The organism is Spiribacter aquaticus (genome assembly GCF_007625215.1).
Classification (GTDB): Bacteria; Pseudomonadota; Gammaproteobacteria; order Nitrococcales; family Nitrococcaceae; genus Spiribacter; species Spiribacter roseus.
In genome coordinates, this window is sequence record NZ_VMKP01000001.1 from 450,193 (window position 1) to 466,605 (window position 16,413).

A 16,413-nucleotide genomic window follows, 5' to 3' on the forward strand; every position below is an offset into this window, starting at 1 on the left:
GGCTCTTATCCTAGTCCTTGTCGCATGCTGCCGGAATAGCCATGGCGGATGATCGCCTATGCTTGCAGGGCACAAATGCCCGGGAACCGCCGCGACGCCGCGTTGTCACCGCGGCGTGTTGAGCCCCGCCATCAACGATTCGGTGTTGGTCGCCAGACTGGCGTAGTGATACCCCCCCTCCTGGATGACCACCGTGGGAAGCCCCAGTCCGGCCACGCGCTCGCCCAGGGTGCGGATATCGTCCGTGTTCACCCCGATCTTCGCCTGCGGGTCTTCGTGGTAGATATCGAAGCCGTTGGAGAACACCAGTGCATCGGGGGCGAACAGGCGGATGGCGGTGAGCGCCTCGTCCAGCCTGCCGAAGAACGCCCCGGCATCGGAGCCGTGGGGGAGCGGCAGGTTGATGGTGGTCCCATAGCCCTCGCCGCGGCCGCGCTCATCCTCGAACCCGGTGACCACCGGATAGAAATTGGTGGGATCGCCGTGGATGGAGACATAAAGGACATCGGCGCGGTCGTAGAAGATCTCCTGGATGCCCTGGCCGTGATGCACATCGGTGTCGAGCACCGCCACCCGGGGGTAGTGCGGACGCAGCGCTTCGGCGGCGATCGCCGCATTGTTCAGGTAGCAGAAGCCACCGGCGGCATCGACCCGCGCGTGGTGACCCGGCGGCCGGCATAGGGCGAACGCCATCGGATCGCCGGCGACGACATCGTCGGCGGCGCACAGCGCGGCCTGCACCGACCAGTAGGCCGACTCCCAGGTATGCTCGCCCACCGGGCAGCTGCCATCGGCCAGATAACGCGCCGCCTCGGCCAGGATGCCCCGCAATGGGTTAGGCTCGCGCACGAACACGTTCGAGAGCACCTCGTCGCCCCAGTCCTCGGGCATGCTCGTCCAGCGCCGGTGGCACGATTCCAGAAACCGCAGATAGCCCAGATCATGCACCCGGCTGATGGGCTGGATGCCGTGATCGCTGACCGTCTCAAGCCGGGCGCCGGCCCGTTCGAGGCCCTCGAGGATGTGCCCGGTCCGCTCGGGGATCTCCTGTGGCGCCCGCATCTGGCCACGGGTGAAATAGGTCCGGGGGTAATGAAGGTCCTGACGGTGATCGAAATAGGCTTTCACGGCGTGCTGACTCTCTCGTTAAAGACTACATCAAGTTTACCAGTCGGCCGCATTCCCAGGAAAAACAATTCCTGCAGCGTCCGTGGCTTCTCCTATATGCACCGCGCAGACGCATTCGCGGGGCTCAATGCACCATTTCTTTCCGGTCTTGGCCGGTAAGTCGGAGCTTCAGCGTCCTCGCGCAAAAAAAACGTTTTAAAAACAGTAGGGTAAGGGACGCCCGAATCATGGCACGAATCGTGATAGGTCAATGTGCGGCATGCGGATGATTCTGCAACCCGTCGCGACTGATTGATTGAACACGAAATTCAGGGGGTATCATGAAGAACGCATTGCGATCTGCGACCGGGCTTGGCCTGGCGGCGGTAATGGTCAGCACGAATGCCACGGCGGTGGACGTCGAAATCGACGGCATCATTGATGTCTTTGCGGGGTCGGTTGAGCCCATCGGCGAGGATACCGATTCCACAACGGTCCTCAACTCGGGTGGGCGTGACACATCCTACTGGGGTATTCAGGCATCCGACGCCATCACCAGTGATCTCACGGCGGTGGGTGATGTTGAGGCATTCTTCCGCCCGGATGTTGCCGAGAGCGGCCGTTTTGATGGCGACAAGTTTTTTGCGCGTAGCGCGAAGCTTGGTCTGCAAGGCGACTTTGGGTCCGTCTACGGTGGGCGTATTACGGCGCCGCTGTATCTGCCCATGTTGTTCACCAATCCGTTCGGAGGATCGTTCACGTTCTCGCCTGCAAATTTTCACACCTATGCCGGGAACGGAGACGCGGCTGCCTCCTATCTGGGGGACTCAGGCTGGGATAACAGTATCCAGTACGTTGCCCCAACGATGGGCGGAGTAACGGCGACGGCCCAATACGCATTTGGCGAAACTGAGGGTGAGTCGGGCGAGGACCGGCTGGGCGGCAACCTGGTCTATCGATCGGGTGGCACGGTGATGATCGCCGGCGCCCAGTATCTCGACCTTGGAACTGTCGGTGGGCTGAACTACAGCGCCGGTGGCGAGCACTCCTCCGCGATTCTCGGCGTGAGTCAATCCATCGGTGGAGCGCAGCTATTCGGGCAGTACCAATACGCGGATTATGACCTGGACGAAGACCTTAATGGGAACGAGTCCTTTGACATCAATACTGGTACCGCGGGTGTCTCACTGCCGGCCGGCCCGGGGTCCGTCCTGGCGGCGGTCGCGTATTCGGATGCCACCCGTCTGACGACGGATGTTGATTTCGAGGAGGGGGGAAACCGGACGACCTTCGCGGTTGGCTACGACATGTCTGTTGGCAGTGCCGTCAACCTCTATGCAACTTACTTTCATGACGACGTGGACGAGCCCGGGCTAGACGCCGGGAAAACTCTCGCCGCGGGAATGCAGTACAGGTTCTAGTACTACTCCGCGTGTCGGCTGCGGTCAGGATGGCGCAGCCGACGCGTGGATTGATCTGGTGCGCCCGGCAGGATTCGAACCTGCGACCTTCGGCTTCGGAGGCCGACGCTCTATCCAGCTGAGCTACAGGCGCATGCCGCAGATTATAGCGTCTGCCGCGGTCCGGGCATAGCCCCCGGTTTGCCGTGTCGGGCAATGCCGCTATACTTTGTGACAGCCCAAAAATTGAGGATTATCAAGTGAGCGCCGAGCAGGATAGTGTCTTCGTCCGTAACTTCGCACTGGTCATTGCCACGCTGGTGGGCGTGACCGTTCTGCTCATCGTGATCGCGAATTCGGTGTTCGGTGACATGGATCCTGAACGGCAGGCGCTTGCCGAGGAGCGCGCCGAGCAGAACCTGTCGCCGGATTTCGCCGTCCGCCTCAGTGGCGAGCCGGCGCCCGCCATCGCCTCGGCGGACTCCGGCGCGGATGAGGGCGGTGTCACCGAGGTGCGCAGCGGCGAGCAGGTCACCCAGGCGGTCTGCATCGCCTGCCATCAGGGCAACTTCCTCAATGCTCCCGGGATCGGCGACAAGGCGGCCTGGAATGAGCGCATTGGCAAGGGCTGGGAAACGCTCACCCAGAACGTCGCCGATGGCTACGGCAACATGCCCGCGCAGGGTGGCGCCGCCTCTGAGGAGGAGATCCGCGCGGCCATCGAGTGGATGGTCGAATCCGAAACCGGGCTGGAAGTCCCCGAGTCCTGATCAGCCCGCCGGCTCGCCGCCGAGCAGGACGTGTTCGGCATGCTCGAGGGCCTCGGGCGTGCCATAGACCACCAGTACATCCCCGTCCCGCAGCACGGTGTCCGGTGATGGCTGCGGCCCGCGGATGCCACCCCGCCGCACGGCGTTGATGGTGACCCCGATGGAGTCGGGGTCAATGTCGCTCAGCCGCTGACCGATCGCCGGGGCATTGCCACTGAGCGTGATGGCGTGGAGCTGTTCCTGGAAGCGCCCGACCTTCTCCATATCCACGCGCTCGGCGCCGTGGAAATACCCCTTGAGCAGCCGGTAACGATCCCCGCGGACTTCCCGCACGCTGCGGAACACCTTCGCCATGGGAACCCCCAGCAGCGCCAGCACATGCGAGGAGAGCATCAGGCTTGCCTCGAGGATCTCCGGGACCACCACGGTGGCGCCGGCCGCTTCAAAGCGCTCGATCCAGCGATCGTCGCGGGTGCGCACGATGACCGGAATGTCCGGGCGCTCGGCGCGGGTATGCTCGAGCACCTTGAGGCTACCGGCCGGGTTGTCAAAGCTGAGCACGATCATCCGCGCCCGCTCGAGGCCAGCGGCCTGCAGCACTTCGCGTCGCTCGGAATCGCCATAGCTGACCGGGTCGCCGGCGTTGCGGGCCTCCTGGACGCGCTGGGGGTCGAGGTCGAGGGCGAGGTACGGCAGCGCTTCCTGATCCAGGAAGCGGCCGATGTTCTGACCCGTCCGGCCATAGCCGCAGAGGATGACGTGGTTGGCGAGGGGCTCGGCAATACGCGAGACCTCGGTCCTGGTGTCGGCGGCATTGGCGCCCTCCGCCGGGGCACTGAGCAGGCGCTGGGCGAGCGCCTGGTTATGGCGGATGAGGATCGGCGCGGCCAGCATGCTCAGGACGATGGCGGCCAGCACCAGCTGGCTGGTGGCCGATGTCATCAGCCCGGCGCTGATCGCCAGGGCGATCAGGGCAAAGCCGAACTCACCGCCGTTGGCGAGGATGATCGCGGTCCGTCCCGAGTCCTGTGGGCCGTCCACCTGGCGGGCGATGGTGTACACCAGCAGCAGCTTGACGGCCACCATGCCGGCGGCGATGAGGAGCACCCAGTGCAGCTCCATGATCAGTACCGGCAGGTTGATCACCATGCCGACGGTGATGAAGAAAAACCCCAGCAGCACATCCCGGAACGGTCGGATGTCGGCATCGATCTGATAGCGGTATTCGGTCTCGCCCAGCATGATGCCGGCAAGGAACGCCCCCAGCGCCAGCGACAGGCCCGCCAGATGGGTCAGCCAGGCCGCGGCGACCGCGATCAGCAGTACCGTCAGCGTGAACAGCTCGTTGGACCGGGCCTGGGCGACTTCGTGGAAGATCGGTCGCAGTGCCTTGCGCCCCACCCAGACCATGATGCCGAACACCACCACACCCTTGATCAGCGCCAGCCCCAGCTCGGTGGTCAGTGAGTTGTCGCTGTTGCCGGCGAGGATCGGAATGGCGATCAGCAGCGGGACGACGGCCAGATCCTGAAACAGCAGCACGCCCACTGCCCGCCGCCCATGTCGGGTGTGCACCTCGACCTGCTCGGTGAGCTGCTTGGTGACGATGGCGGTGGACGACAGTGCCAGCGCGCCGCCCAGCACCACGCCCACCTCGATGGATCCGGTCAGCCACCAGGCGATGCCACCGAACAGCGCCAGACACAGGGTGACCTGGCTGCCACCCAGTACGCCGACGGCCCAGCGCATGGCGTGCAGCTGCGGAAACGAAAACTCCAGGCCGATGGTGAACAGCAGAAAGACCACCCCGAACTCGGCGAGCAGATGAGTGGTTTCGTTTTCGGGGATCAGGCCCAGTGCCGAGGGGCCCAGGGCCATGCCCACCACCAGGTAGGCGATGATCGGCGGCAGGGTCAGCCGGCGAAACACCGAGACCGCCACCACGGAGGTGGTCAGCAGGAGGATGATGCTTTGCAGGCTGTCCATGCTCGGGGTGGCGTCCTCGCCTATTGGTAGCGCTCGAGGGTCAGGCCGGACACATCAATCTCCGGCGTACGTTGGTCGATCATATCAGCGACGACGCGCCCGGTCCCGGCGGCGAAGGTCCAGCCGAGGTGGCCGGCGCCGGTGTTGAGGTAGAGCCCGTCGATGCCGCTGGGCCCCAGGATCGGCGGACCATCAATGGTCATCGGGCGCAGGCAGGCCCATTGATCGGCCTGACGGGTGTCGACCTGGCGCGCCAGTGCGGGAAAGTTCGCCAGCCCCTGTTCGAGCACGCGCTCGACCCGCTGCGGCCGTATACGCCGGTCATAACCGGTGAACTCGGCGGTGCCGGCAATGCGCAGTTGATCGCCCAGTCGCGTAATAACGATCTTGCGGCCATCGTCGATGATCGGCAACCGCGGTGCCGCCTCGAGCCCGCCCACCGGCAGCGTGGCGGAGTAACCCTTCACTGGCTTGATGGGCAGGCGGAGGCCTGCCTGTCGGGCCAGGTACGGTGCCTCGGCGCCGGTGGCCAGCACGAATGCGTCGGCCTCGAGGGTGGTCCGGTCGGTGTCGATGGCCCGCAGCCGGCCGGCTTTGACGTGCAGGCGTTGTACCGATTCGCCCAGTCGCAGGGTCAGTCCGCGCTCGACGGCCTTCTCGCCCAGCCGCTGGCAGAAAAGGCGGGCATCACCACTGGCGTCGTCGGGGTAGAAGAACCCGCCGGCGAGTTCCGCCTGAATATCGGCGAGCGCCGGCTCGCGCTGGCTGATCCCGGCGGGGCTCAGTGTCTCGTGGCGCACCCCCGAGTCCGCCATCAGGCGGCTGCTGGCGCGGGCGGTTTCCATTTCCTCGGGATGCCGGAAGATTTTGAGGATGCCGTTATGCGCCTGGGTATAGTCGATGGCAGTTTCCGCTTCGAGCTCGCGCATGCGCTGCAGGCTGTAAGTGGCCAGACGCGCGTTGACGGCCGTGTTGCGGGCGTGGTGATGGGGGCGGCTGTAGCGCAGAAACCCCAGTCCCCAGCCCATCAGGCGCGGCAGTTGCGTGGGCCGCAGCAGCAGTGGTGAGTCCTCGCGCCCCATCCAGCGCAGCAGCTGGCCCAGGGCCTGCGGGGTGTTCCAGGGCTCAGTGTGGCTGGCGTGGAGCATGGCCCCATTGGCATGGCTCGCCTCCGAGGCCAGTTCCGGTGCCCGGTCGAGCAGCGTCACCGAATGGCCGCCCTCGAGCAGATACCATGCCGTGGCCACGCCGACCAGGCCGCCGCCCATCACGATGATATTCACTGAACCTCCCCTGACGTATTGCGATCAGTTTAACGCTGAACCCGCTCACGATAGGACAGTGCTTCGGCGATATGGTGTTCCCGTATGTCAGCAGCGCCGTCGAGATCGGCAATGCTGCGCGCGATCCGCCAGCAGCGGTGCCAGCCGCGTGCCGACAGACCAAAGCGTTGGGTGGCCTGGCGCATGATTTGCCGGCCGGCGGCATCGAGTCGGCCGATGCGGCGCATCGCGCTGACCGGCAGATGACTGGCCGGGATCCCGTCACGGTCCAGCTGGCGCTCGCGGGTGATCTGGACGCGGCGGGCCACCGCGTCGCTGGACTCGCCCTCAGTGCAGGTATCGAGCTGGGCGGCGGTCAGCCGGGGGACCCGCACCTGCAGATCGATGCGATCCAGCAATGGACCGCTGATGCGGTTGCCGTAGCGACGGATCTGCGCCGGCGTGCAGCGGCAGTCATGGTCGCTGTCACCCTCGTAGCCGCAGGGGCAGGGGTTCATGGCCGCAATCAGCTGGAAGCGGGCGGGAAAGCGCAGCCGCGCGTTGATCCGCGAGACGCTGATTTCGCCGGTCTCGAGTGGCTCGCGCAGGGCCTCGAGGGCTTCACGGGGGAATTCGGGCAGTTCGTCGAGGAACAGCACCCCGTGGTGGGCGAGCGAGATCTCGCCCGGCCGCGGGCGCACGCCACCGCCGGTCAGTGCCCGCGACGATGTGCTGTGATGGGGGCTGCGGAAGGGGCGTCGGGCCCAGTGAGCGGGGTCAAAGCAACCCTCGGCGATGGAGTGCAGCGATGCCGACTCCATTGCCTCGGCATCGGTCATGGCGGGCAGCAGGCCCGGCAGGCGTGCCGCCATCAGGCTTTTGCCACTGCCGGGCGGGCCGCAGAACAGCAGGCTATGGCCGCCGGCCGCGGCGATTTCAAGGGCCCGCCGCGCCGGCGCCTGGGCGATGACATCGCGCAGATCGGGGCCTGCCGGGGCATGGCCGCGCCCGCTGGGCTGCGCCGGTGGCAGGGGACGCTTGCCACCGAGATGCCGGGTCACATCGAGCAGATGATCGGCGCCATGCACGGGGCCACCCGCCAGCGCGGCCTCGGCGGCATTGTCGGCGGCAACGACGAGGGTTTCCGAGGCGGCGGTACAGCGCAGTGCCACGGGCAGGGTGCCGTTGACCGGACGCAGGCGGCCGGACAGCGCCAGCTCGGCGCAGAACACGGTGGTCCCGCAATGCTGTCCGGGAATCTGGCCGGAGGCCACGAGGATGCCCAGCGCAATCGCCAGGTCGAAGCGGGCGCCATCCTTGGGCAGATCGGCGGGAGCGAGATTGACGGTGATGCGGCGACGCGGGAATTCAAAACCGCTGGTGGTCAGTGCCCCGCGGACCCGGTCGCGGGCCTCGCGCACCGCCGTATTGGGCAATCCCACGATGGACAGCGACGGCAGACCGCCGCCCAGATGAACCTCGACGCCCACGCGCGGGGCATCGATGCCCACCGCCGCGCGGGCCTGAATCTGTGCCAGTGCCATGGCGACGCACCTCCCTGTGCGAAGCTGAAGACCCGCGCGTGGCGGGCGGGAATCAGTCGGCGGCGTCGTCCGGCTGTGCCGCTTCGCCGGTGGCTGGCGTCCCCTCGAGCGCCGCGACCCGGGCTTCCATCGCCTCGAGGCGCTCGCGGGTGCGGGCAAGCACCTTGGCCTGGGCGTCGAATTCCTCGCGGGTGACGAGCTCCATCCGGCTGAAAGTGCTCTGCAGCGCCACTCGGGCGTTCTTCTCGACTTCCGCCTGAAAGTCGCGCAGCCCGCTGGGCAGGTTTTCGGAAAAGCGCTTCGCCATGTCGTCAAGCTGTTTCGGATCGAGCATTGTTCGGCCTCCGTTGACTGTCGGGCCAGTTTAAGGCGTTCGCGGGCAATTCCCAATCCACGGGGCGACTCATTTTGGTGCGTCCGATGAACGGAGTTTGCACCGAGAAAGTGCATATCGCCCGCGATGCACAGGATCAGGTCGCCGATCGCTGAGCGCCCGCTCGTTGGCACGGTCCGTGCATAGACTCTGGTGCATTTATATCGTTCATGGGCACCGGGGGATCCGGTCCCGACAGGGGAGTTCAGGCATGAAGCTGATCACTGCGATTATCAAGCCTTTCAAGCTCGACGATGTCCGGGAGTCACTCTCGGAGATCGGCGTGCAGGGCGTCACCGTCACCGAGGTCAAGGGATTTGGCCGTCAGAAAGGCCACACCGAGCTCTATCGGGGGGCTGAGTACGTCGTCGATTTCCTGCCCAAGATGAAGGTCGAGGTCGTGCTCGACGATGATCTTGTCGAACGCGCCATGGAGGCCATCAGCAAGGCGGCCAACACCGGCAAGATCGGCGACGGCAAGATCTTTGTCTCGCCCGTCGAACAGGCCATCCGCATTCGTACGGGTGAAACCGACAAAGACGCACTCTAAGGAATCACTGGGAGTCTGAAACATGTCTGCAGAATTCAACGAACTGGCCTACGCGCTGGATACTTTTTACTTCCTGATCTCCGGGGCGCTGGTCATGTGGATGGCCGCCGGGTTCACCATGCTCGAATCGGGCCTGGTGCGCTCGAAGAACACCACCGAGATCCTCACCAAGAACGTTTCGCTCTACGCGATCGCCTGCATCATGTACATGCTGATCGGCTACAACATCATGTATGGCGGCGGCATCAGCAGCGTCATTCCGTCCATCGGCGGCATTCTCGGCGCATCGGATAACGTGCCGGCGGACATCGCCGCGGGCAGCGATGCCTACTACTCGAACATCTCCGACTTCTTTTTCCAGGTGGTGTTCGTGGCAACCGCGATGTCGATCGTCTCGGGTGCCGTGGCCGAACGGATGAAGCTCTGGACGTTCCTCCTGTTCACGGTGATCGTCACCGGCCTGGTCTATCCCATCCAGGGCTTCTGGAGCTGGGGTGGTGGCTTCCTGGCCGAGGTCGGTTACTCCGATTACGCCGGCTCGGGCATCGTCCACATGTTCGGTGCGGCCGCGGCACTGGCGGCGGTGATGGTGCTGGGCCCGCGCAAGGGCAAGTTCGGCCCCAATGGCGAGGTCAAACCAATTCCGGGTGCCAACATGCCGCTGGCGACGCTGGGTGTGTTCATCCTGTGGTTTGGCTGGTTCGGCTTTAACGGCGGCTCCGAGCTCAAGCTCTCCGACGCCGGCTCAGCCAACGCGGTCGCCCTGGTGTTCGCCAACACCAACCTGGCCGCTGCCGGTGGTGTCGTCGCCGCGCTGGTCACCGCGCGCCTGATGTTCGGCAAGGCCGACCTGACCATGGCCCTCAACGGCGGTATCGCCGGTCTGGTGTCGATCACCGCGGGTCCCAACGTGCCGAGTCTGCTGGGCGCGACCCTGATCGGCGTTGTCGGCGGCGTTCTGGTGGTGTTCTCCATCGTCGGACTCGACAAGCTCAAGCTCGACGACCCGGTGGGTGCCATCTCCGCGCACGGCACGGCCGGCATCTGGGGTGTCCTGGCGGTGCCGCTGTGGAATGAAGGCGCCAGCTTCGGGCCGCAGATCATCGGTCTGGTGACGATCTTCGTCTGGACCTTTGGCGTCAGCTACATCCTCATGACCATCCTCAAGGCGGTGATCGGACTGCGTGTCTCCGAGGAGGATGAAGAGACCGGGCTCGACATCGTCGAATGCGGTGTCGAGGCCTATCCGGAGTTCAGCAACCCGCGCTGACGCGGACCGGCTGAACCACTGACCCACGGGCGCCTTCGGGCGCCCGTTTTTTTTCTGGGGCAGGATGAGCACCTGCGTTAGACTGCCGGGCCTCAGATGGGCTGACGCACGATAGGGAGACAAGCATGAAAGTGGGTGTTGCCGGACTGGGCGTGATGGGCCGGGCGATGGCGCGGAACCTGTCCGCCGATGGACTGCTCGCGGGGGTGTGGAACCGCACGCGGGCCACGGCCGATGCCCTCGGCAATGAGCTGGACGTACCGGTGGCCGACGATGCGACGGCGCTTGCCGACGCCTGCGATGTGGTCATTACCTGCGTCCGCGCGGATGCCGATGTGCTGGAAGTGGTTGCGGCGCTGGCGGCGGGTGTCAGCCCGGGTGATGTGGTGATCGATACCTCGACCATTGGCGTGGACGCGGCCGGCGAGGCCGCAGCGATGCTGGAGGCGAAGGGCGCGACGTTCCTGGATGCGCCGGTCACCGGCGGCCCCGAGGGCGCCGAGGCCGGCACCCTGCAGATCATGGTGGGCGGCGACCCGGCGGTGCTCGAGCGGGTGCGCCCGGCCCTGCAGGCCATCGGCAGCGACGCCACGCACTTCGGGCCGGTGGGCAGTGGCCAGCGGGCCAAGGCGGTCAATCAGGTGATGGTTGCCGGCATCGTCCAGGCGATCAGTGAGTCACTGTCATTCGCTGAGGCGAGTGGCCTCGACACCGAGCGCCTGCTGCCGGTTCTCACCGGTGGCGCGGCGGGAAGCCGTCTGCTCGAGCGCCGTGGCAGCCGGATACTGGCCGGCGATTTTGAGCCCGGCTTCCGGGTGTCGCTGCATCACAAGGATCTCAACCTGTGCCGCGACCTGCTGCAGAAGCTCGACGTCAATCTGCCGCTGGTGGAGATGACCATCAAGCACTATGAGCGCCTGCTGGATCAGGGCTACGGCGACGAGGACACCTCGGCGCTGTTCCGGCTCAAGCGCGAGCTGTTCGAATCGGGCAACCGCAAGAGTCTCTAGGCCGGGCGGGTCAGCCGCCGGCCTGGAGGAGGATGGATTCGATCTGCTGATCGGCCATCCGCGCCCTGACCCCATTGACCTGCTCGAGATCGGCGAACGGCCCCACGCGAACCCGGTGCCAGGTCTCGCCGCCGGGCAGCTCGACCACCTGGACGCGGGCCTGGATGCCCAGCAGCGCCAGGCTGGCTTTCAGTGAATCGGCATCCTCCGCCTGACGGAACGAGCCGGCCTGCAGCAGATAGCGGGTGCCGTCCGATTCGGGGGCGGCCGGTGGATCAGCGGCGGGATCGGCCTCGGGCACGGCCGGTGCGGGCGGCTCCTCGCCGTCATCCCGCTCGCCCACTTCCACCTCCTGCTCGTTGAGCAGGCGATAGAACTCGAACCGCGGCTGATCGTCCTGCGTCGCCGGCGAGGGGGCCGCTTCACTGTCAGCGGTTGCGTCGGTGCGGGGTGCATCGGGCCGGCGATGCTCGAGGTGCACCACCAGGGCCACCAGCAGGCCGACGGCCAGCCCCGTCGCCCCCCAGACAATGGCACCCGGCCGACGGCCCGACGCCGCCCGGGCGCGGGTCGGACGGCTCGCCTGCCCATTGCTCTTGCGGGCCGGCTTGCGGCGGGTGCTGCCCTTCGCTGCCATGTCTACATGCGTTCCGGTGCCGAGACGCCCAGCAGATCGAGGCCATTGCGCACCACCTCGCGCACGGCTTCGATCAGCGTCAAGCGGGCATCGCGCAGGTCGCGGTCGTCGACCAGGAACGTATGGGCGTTGTAGTAGGTGTGGAACGCGCCGGCCAGCTCGCGCAGGTAGGCGGCCAGCAGGTGCGGCTCGTGATTGGCCGCCGCCGACTCGAGCGCCTCGGGGTAGCGGCCGAGGGCCTGAATGAGGGCCTGCTCATGATCGGCGTCGAGCCGGTCGACATGGCTCAGCCCGTTGTCGTGGTCATGCTCGATCCCGCGCTCGTGCCTCTGCCGGCGCACGCTGCAGACCCGGGCGTGGGCGTACTGAATGTAGTAGACCGGGTTGTCGTTGGACTGCGACTTGGCCAGCTCGAGGTCGAAGTCGAGGTGCTGTTCGGGCCGACGCATGACATAGAAAAAGCGGGCGGCGTCGTTGCCCACCTCCTCGCGGAGGGCGCGCAGGGTGACGAACTCGCCGGCGCGCGTCGACATGGGCAGGCGCTCGGAGCCGCGGTAGAGGATGGCGAACTGCACCAGCCGGAAGGTGAGCGCGTCGGTGGCATGGCCAAACGCCTCGAGGCTTGCCCGCACGCGGGCCATGTAGCCGTGATGATCGGCGCCGAAGACATCGATGGCCTGTTCGAAGCCACGCTCGAACTTGTTCAGGTGATAGGCGATGTCCGAGGCGAAGTAGGTGGTCTGCCCATCCGCCCGGCGCACCACCCGGTCCTTGTCATCGCCATAGTCGGTGGAGCGGAACCAGCGGGCACCTTCGGCGTCGTAGAGCGCGCCGGCGGCCTGGAGCTGCTCGAGGGCATGCTCCACGGCGCCGGTGCGCACCAGTGCGCGCTCGCTGAACCAGCGGTCGTAGCGGACACCGAAGGCGGCCAGGTCCTCGGCGATATCCCCGGTGATGGCGGTGACCGCCGCTTCGAGGATCTCCTCGTAGCGGCCTTCTCCCAGCAGGCCCCGGGCGCGCGCGATGAGGGCGTCGATATACGCCTCCTTGTCGCCGCCGGCGTGGGCATCGGCGGGCAGACCGGCGGTCAGCTCGGCGGCGGTGATGCGGTAGCGCTCGCCGGCCTCGGCCTCCAGATCGCGGGCAATGCCGTGGATGTAGTCACCGCGATAGCCGTTGGCGGGAAAGGCCATGGACTCGCCACGATGTTCCAGATAGCGGATCAGCACGCTGACGGCGAGGATATGCATCTGCCGCCCGGCGTCGTTGATGTAATACTCGCGATGGACCGCGTGGCCGGTCGCCTCGAGCACGTCGGCCAGCGCCGCCCCAAAGGCGGCGCCGCGGCCATGGCCGACATGCAGCGGGCCGGTGGGGTTGGCCGAGACGAACTCGACGATCACCTGCTGGCCCCGGCCATAGTGGCTGCGGCCGAATTCACGGCCCTCGCGGTGGATCCGGGCGATGACGGCGTTGGCCGCATCGCGGGTGAGAAAGAAGTTGATGAACCCGGGGCCGGCCACCTCGACCTGATCGATGTGGGCATGCACCGGCAGATGGGCCACCAGCCGGGTCGCCAGCTCGCGGGGGTTCTGGCGCAGTACCGGGGCCAGACGCATGGCGAGGTTGCTGGCGTAGTCGCCGTGGCCGCTGCCGCGGCCGCGCTCGAGCTGGATGTCGATCCGGTCGGGAAGGCTGAGGGATTCGGCGGCGGCCAGGGATTGCAGGGCCTGACTCAGCAGATCGACGAGTTCTTCTTTCATCGGGGTGTTCAATATCCGGTTGGCAAACGAGCGACCATTATCCGGCCTCGGTCGCAGTCTTCAAGCGCTACAGCGACTCGGCCGGATCGACATCCACCGACCAGCGCACCTGCCGCGCCTCGGGCAGCCGGCCCAGTGCCGGCAGCCAGCCGCTGAGCAGAGCCTGCAGATCGCCACGGCTGTCGGCCAGAAGCATCAGCTGGGCGCGATGGCGACCGGCGCGTCGCTCCATGGGCGCGGGAAACGGACCGAGCCGCTCCACCGCGTCGTCGGCGGGGGCCAGTGGCACGGCGGCGCGTAGAAAGGCCAGTGGCGCGTGACGGTCGGTGGCCTCGGCGCGGATCAGTGCCATCGCCCGCATGGGCGGCAGTCCGGCGGCCTCACGCTCGGCCAGTGCCGTCCGGGCGAACGCCGGGTAGCCACCGTGCAGCAGCTGCTGGAGCAGCGGGTGCTCCGGGTGATGGGTCTGGATGACCACCTCGCCGGGCCGTTCGGCCCGGCCGGCCCGCCCGGCGACCTGAATGACCTGCTGGGCGAGCCGCTCAGGCGCCCGAAAATCGGCACCGAACAGGCCCTGGTCGGCGTCAACGATGGCGACCAGCGTCACCGCCGGCAGATGATGGCCCTTGGCGAGCATCTGGGTGCCCAGGATCAGCCGCGTCTCGCCGGTCTGCGCCCGCTGCATGGCCTGCTCGAAGCTGCCCCGGCGGCGGGTGCTGTCGCGGTCGATGCGCACCGGCGGGGTCTGCGGGAAGGCCTCGGTCAACGCCGCCTCGATCCGCTCGGTGCCCAATCCCAGTGCGCGCAGATCGACGCTGCCGCAGCTCGGGCAGTGGTGTGGCAGGCGCTGCTCGCGATTGCAGTGATGGCAGTGCAGGCGGCCACGCCCGCGGTGATAGGTATAGCGGGCGTCGCAGCGATCGCACTCGGCGAGCCAGCCGCATTCATGGCAGATCAGTGTCGGGGCAAAGCCGCGTCGGTTGAGAAACAGCAGGGCCTGGCCGCCGGCATCCAGATGGCTCTGTACCCGTTCGATGAGCGGCTGCGAGAGGCCTTCCCGGGTGGGCTGACCGCGCATGTCCAGCAGCTGCATTGAGGGCGGTCGTGCATGACCGGCCCGCCGGGTCAGCGCATGGTGTTGATAGCGCCCCTGCGCGGCATTCGCGAGGCTTTCCAGCGAGGGCGTCGCCGAGCCGAGGACAACGGGGACGTCGCTGCGGTAGGCGCGCAGCACCGCCAGATCCCGCGCCGAGTAGCGAAACCCCTCCTGTTGCTTGAGCGAGGCGTCGTGCTCTTCATCGATGACGATCAATCCGGGCCGGGCCAGCGGCACGAACACCGCCGATCGTGTGCCGATGACCACGTCCGCCACGCCCGCCCGCGCCGCCAGCCAGGCATTGAGGCGCTCGCCATCGGCCAGCCCCGAATGGAGGATGGCGATCCGCCCGCTGAGACGGCTTTGAAAGCGCTGCACGAGCTGAGGGGTCAGGCCGATTTCGGGGACGATGACCAGGACCTGCCGTCCGCATTCGAGGGTGCGGGCGATGGCGTCCAGATAGACCTCGGTCTTGCCACTGCCGGTGACGCCGTCGATCAGGATGGCGGCATGCCCCGCCGTCGGGCGGATGGCGGCGGCGCAGGCCTGCTGCTCGTCATTGAGGGCGGCGCCGGGTTGATCGGCGCGTCCGGGCAACAGGCCGTAGTCGGGGGCGGTATCGGTGGCCGCCAGTCCCTGCTCGACCAGACGCCTGAGCACGCTGCGGGCGTCGCCACCGATGCCCGCGAGCTGCACGGGGGTCAGCGTGCCGCTGCGCTGCAGGGCCTCGAGCAGCTGGCGCTGGCGGGGTGCCCGTCGCGCCCGGGCGTCGGGCTGAGCCGCACGACCCGCGTCGGTCAGGTGCCAGGCGGTGGACTGGCCGGGCGTCGCGGGATCGCCACGGCGCAGCCGTGTGGGCAGGGCGGTGAGATAGGCCTCGCCCGGCGGGTGGTGATAATAGCGGGCGGCCCATTCGATCAGGGCCATGGTGGCGGGGTCGAGCAGCGGCGTCGGGTCGATGACATCGATGATCGGTCGCAGCCGGTCGGCGGCCAGATCGCTGGCGGTGGGACCGGCGGTGACGATCCCCACCCGCTCGCGGCGCCCCAGCGGAACCCGGACACGGACGCCCACGGCCGGCGCGGGACCGTTGGCGGGGGGTAGGTAGTCGAGGGCCTCAGTGAAGGGCCCCGCCACCGCGACTCGGATGATATCGGTCATGGGCGGGGCGGACGTCGTCGGACCGCCGGGGCCGGCAGCCCCGACGGCCACAGGGCGCTAGCGCATCTGGATGCCGCCGCCCGGCATGCCGCCACCGGCACCCGGGGCACCCCCGCCGCCCATCTGATCGGGCGTCATGATGCGTGACGCCTGCTCACGCTGCATCTCCTTGAGCTGCTCCATGGTCTGCTCCAGCGCTGCCTGGGCGGCGGGCGGGAAAGCATTCATGGCCTCCTCTAGGCTGTTGGCCTCGAGCTCAAAGTTGAGCGGCAGGGCACCGGCCGGTGTCATGACCTGGGTGCTGCCCAGGTAGAGCACCGGCCGGCTGTCGTCCGGCTTCCCGTCGCGGGTGACCGGACTCAGCCGCTGGATGCTGCCGACCTGACGGTCGGTGAAGTTTTCTTCCTGGTACAGCCCGTCCGCATTCAGCGTGAGCTGATCCAGGGTGTCCGCGTTTTCGGCATCCGTCATGTTGACTCCTTTT

General features: G+C 67.0%; 14 protein-coding genes and 1 tRNA gene. 5 read left to right on the forward strand and 10 right to left on the reverse strand.

Features of this window, described 5'->3' with window-relative positions; all coding sequences use genetic code 11:
- Positions 1 to 105: 105 nt before the first annotated feature.
- The gene (locus tag FPL11_RS02265) at positions 106 to 1,128 is read right to left on the reverse strand and encodes a histone deacetylase family protein (RefSeq protein ID WP_069133913.1); all 1,023 of its coding nucleotides are present in this window, start codon (positions 1,126 to 1,128) and stop codon (positions 106 to 108) included.
- 320 nt (positions 1,129 to 1,448) lie between these two features.
- Here FPL11_RS02265 and FPL11_RS02270 point away from each other — a divergent pair, with 320 nt between their 5' ends.
- Entirely contained in the window at positions 1,449 to 2,528 is a 1,080-nt protein-coding gene (locus tag FPL11_RS02270; RefSeq protein WP_144347047.1) for a porin, read from the forward strand.
- A gap of 56 nt (positions 2,529 to 2,584) precedes the next feature.
- Here the strand turns inward: FPL11_RS02270 and FPL11_RS02275 are convergent.
- Positions 2,585 to 2,661 (reverse strand) — tRNA-Arg (locus FPL11_RS02275).
- A 106-nt stretch (positions 2,662 to 2,767) separates the two neighbouring features.
- Between FPL11_RS02275 and FPL11_RS02280 the strand changes: the two genes are divergently transcribed.
- Complete coding sequence (locus FPL11_RS02280; RefSeq protein ID WP_144347048.1) at positions 2,768 to 3,277, forward strand: c-type cytochrome; 510 nt, start codon at positions 2,768 to 2,770, stop codon at positions 3,275 to 3,277.
- On the opposite strand, the gene FPL11_RS02285 is transcribed toward FPL11_RS02280, so the two are convergent.
- The 4 genes from FPL11_RS02285 to ubiK are packed head-to-tail and all read right to left on the reverse strand — an operon-like array spanning position 3,278 to position 8,403.
- Positions 3,278 to 5,263: a monovalent cation:proton antiporter family protein gene (locus tag FPL11_RS02285; protein ID WP_144347049.1), complete on the reverse strand. Its 1,986-nt coding sequence runs from the start codon at positions 5,261 to 5,263 to the stop codon at positions 3,278 to 3,280.
- A 20-nt stretch (positions 5,264 to 5,283) separates the two neighbouring features.
- Positions 5,284 to 6,546: a D-amino acid dehydrogenase gene (locus FPL11_RS02290; protein ID WP_144347050.1), complete on the reverse strand. Its 1,263-nt coding sequence runs from the start codon at positions 6,544 to 6,546 to the stop codon at positions 5,284 to 5,286.
- A 29-nt stretch (positions 6,547 to 6,575) separates the two neighbouring features.
- Positions 6,576 to 8,069, reverse strand: coding sequence for a YifB family Mg chelatase-like AAA ATPase (locus tag FPL11_RS02295; protein WP_144347051.1), 1,494 nt, complete (start codon positions 8,067 to 8,069; stop codon positions 6,576 to 6,578).
- Positions 8,070 to 8,121: 52 nt separating this feature from the next.
- Positions 8,122 to 8,403 carry a ubiquinone biosynthesis accessory factor UbiK gene (gene ubiK, locus FPL11_RS02300; RefSeq protein ID WP_069133918.1) on the reverse strand — a complete coding sequence of 94 codons (282 nt, stop codon included), beginning with the start codon at positions 8,401 to 8,403 and terminating at the stop codon, positions 8,122 to 8,124.
- A 250-nt stretch (positions 8,404 to 8,653) separates the two neighbouring features.
- On the opposite strand from ubiK, the gene glnK reads away from it, so the two are divergent.
- The 3 genes from glnK to FPL11_RS02315 all read left to right on the forward strand — a co-directional run bounded on the left by glnK (position 8,654) and on the right by FPL11_RS02315 (position 11,272).
- Positions 8,654 to 8,992 (forward strand): P-II family nitrogen regulator, encoded by a 339-nt coding sequence (gene glnK / locus FPL11_RS02305; RefSeq protein WP_069133919.1) that lies wholly within the window; start codon positions 8,654 to 8,656, stop codon positions 8,990 to 8,992.
- A gap of 22 nt (positions 8,993 to 9,014) precedes the next feature.
- The gene (locus FPL11_RS02310) at positions 9,015 to 10,262 is read left to right on the forward strand and encodes an ammonium transporter (protein WP_144347052.1); all 1,248 of its coding nucleotides are present in this window, start codon (positions 9,015 to 9,017) and stop codon (positions 10,260 to 10,262) included.
- Between the two features lie 125 nt (positions 10,263 to 10,387).
- Positions 10,388 to 11,272 (forward strand): NAD(P)-dependent oxidoreductase, encoded by an 885-nt coding sequence (locus tag FPL11_RS02315; RefSeq protein WP_144347053.1) that lies wholly within the window; start codon positions 10,388 to 10,390, stop codon positions 11,270 to 11,272.
- A 10-nt stretch (positions 11,273 to 11,282) separates the two neighbouring features.
- On the opposite strand, the gene FPL11_RS02320 is transcribed toward FPL11_RS02315, so the two are convergent.
- The 4 genes from FPL11_RS02320 to FPL11_RS02335 all read right to left on the reverse strand — a co-directional run bounded on the left by FPL11_RS02320 (position 11,283) and on the right by FPL11_RS02335 (position 16,400).
- The gene (locus FPL11_RS02320; protein WP_144347054.1) at positions 11,283 to 11,909 is read right to left on the reverse strand and encodes an SPOR domain-containing protein; all 627 of its coding nucleotides are present in this window, start codon (positions 11,907 to 11,909) and stop codon (positions 11,283 to 11,285) included.
- Positions 11,910 to 11,911: 2 nt separating this feature from the next.
- On the reverse strand, positions 11,912 to 13,672 hold the full coding sequence (gene argS, locus FPL11_RS02325; protein WP_144347055.1) for an arginine--tRNA ligase: 1,761 nt from the start codon (positions 13,670 to 13,672) through the stop codon (positions 11,912 to 11,914).
- 67 nt (positions 13,673 to 13,739) lie between these two features.
- Positions 13,740 to 15,929: a primosomal protein N' gene (locus FPL11_RS02330; RefSeq protein ID WP_144347056.1), complete on the reverse strand. Its 2,190-nt coding sequence runs from the start codon at positions 15,927 to 15,929 to the stop codon at positions 13,740 to 13,742.
- 57 nt (positions 15,930 to 15,986) lie between these two features.
- Positions 15,987 to 16,400 (reverse strand): hypothetical protein, encoded by a 414-nt coding sequence (locus FPL11_RS02335; RefSeq protein WP_110882346.1) that lies wholly within the window; start codon positions 16,398 to 16,400, stop codon positions 15,987 to 15,989.
- Positions 16,401 to 16,413 lie beyond the last annotated feature (13 nt).

What these genes read in the sequence shown, in the direction of transcription:
- FPL11_RS02270 (WP_144347047.1), top strand. Translation starts at nt 1,449, where the DNA reads ATGAAGAACGCATTGCGATCTGCGACCGGGCTTGGCCTGGCGGCGGTA.
- FPL11_RS02285 (WP_144347049.1), bottom strand. Translation starts at nt 5,263, where the DNA reads ATGGACAGCCTGCAAAGCATCATCCTCCTGCTGACCACCTCCGTGGTG.
- FPL11_RS02295 (WP_144347051.1), bottom strand. Translation starts at nt 8,069, where the DNA reads ATGGCACTGGCACAGATTCAGGCCCGCGCGGCGGTGGGCATCGATGCC.
- ubiK (WP_069133918.1), bottom strand. Translation starts at nt 8,403, where the DNA reads ATGCTCGATCCGAAACAGCTTGACGACATGGCGAAGCGCTTTTCCGAA.
- glnK (WP_069133919.1), top strand. Translation starts at nt 8,654, where the DNA reads ATGAAGCTGATCACTGCGATTATCAAGCCTTTCAAGCTCGACGATGTC.
- FPL11_RS02310 (WP_144347052.1), top strand. Translation starts at nt 9,015, where the DNA reads ATGTCTGCAGAATTCAACGAACTGGCCTACGCGCTGGATACTTTTTAC.
- FPL11_RS02315 (WP_144347053.1), top strand. Translation starts at nt 10,388, where the DNA reads ATGAAAGTGGGTGTTGCCGGACTGGGCGTGATGGGCCGGGCGATGGCG.
- FPL11_RS02320 (WP_144347054.1), bottom strand. Translation starts at nt 11,909, where the DNA reads ATGGCAGCGAAGGGCAGCACCCGCCGCAAGCCGGCCCGCAAGAGCAAT.
- argS (WP_144347055.1), bottom strand. Translation starts at nt 13,672, where the DNA reads ATGAAAGAAGAACTCGTCGATCTGCTGAGTCAGGCCCTGCAATCCCTG.
- FPL11_RS02330 (WP_144347056.1), bottom strand. Translation starts at nt 15,929, where the DNA reads ATGACCGATATCATCCGAGTCGCGGTGGCGGGGCCCTTCACTGAGGCC.
- FPL11_RS02335 (WP_110882346.1), bottom strand. Translation starts at nt 16,400, where the DNA reads ATGACGGATGCCGAAAACGCGGACACCCTGGATCAGCTCACGCTGAAT.